The sequence below is a fragment of the Nocardia sp. TBRC8007 genome, from assembly GCF_056629435.1.
In genome coordinates, this window is sequence record NZ_JBWSOR010000250.1 from 1 (window position 1) to 223 (window position 223).

At 68.2% G+C, this 223-nt stretch carries 1 protein-coding gene; it reads left to right on the forward strand.

The annotated features are described in order from the left end of the window. Positions 1 to 223: hypothetical protein (locus ACX4ZE_RS23535; RefSeq protein WP_480275658.1), on the forward strand; the 223-nt coding region annotated here is incomplete at both ends.

Below are 223 nucleotides of genomic sequence, written 5' to 3' on the forward strand. Positions count from 1 at the left end.
GGTATATGGATGTGGGGGTGGCGCCGTTGCGGTTGCCGGGGCGGGGGGTGGGTGGGGCTGGTCGGGTCGCTGGTCATGAGGTGGTTTTGGGTGTTGGTGAGTTGCGGGGTTTGGCGGGGGTGGCGGAGGGGTTGGGGGTGCGGTTGTCGGCGGTGTTGACGGGGGTGGTGGGTGTGGTGGCGGGGGCGTTGGCGTCTCGGGGGGATTTCTATGTGCAGTTTCC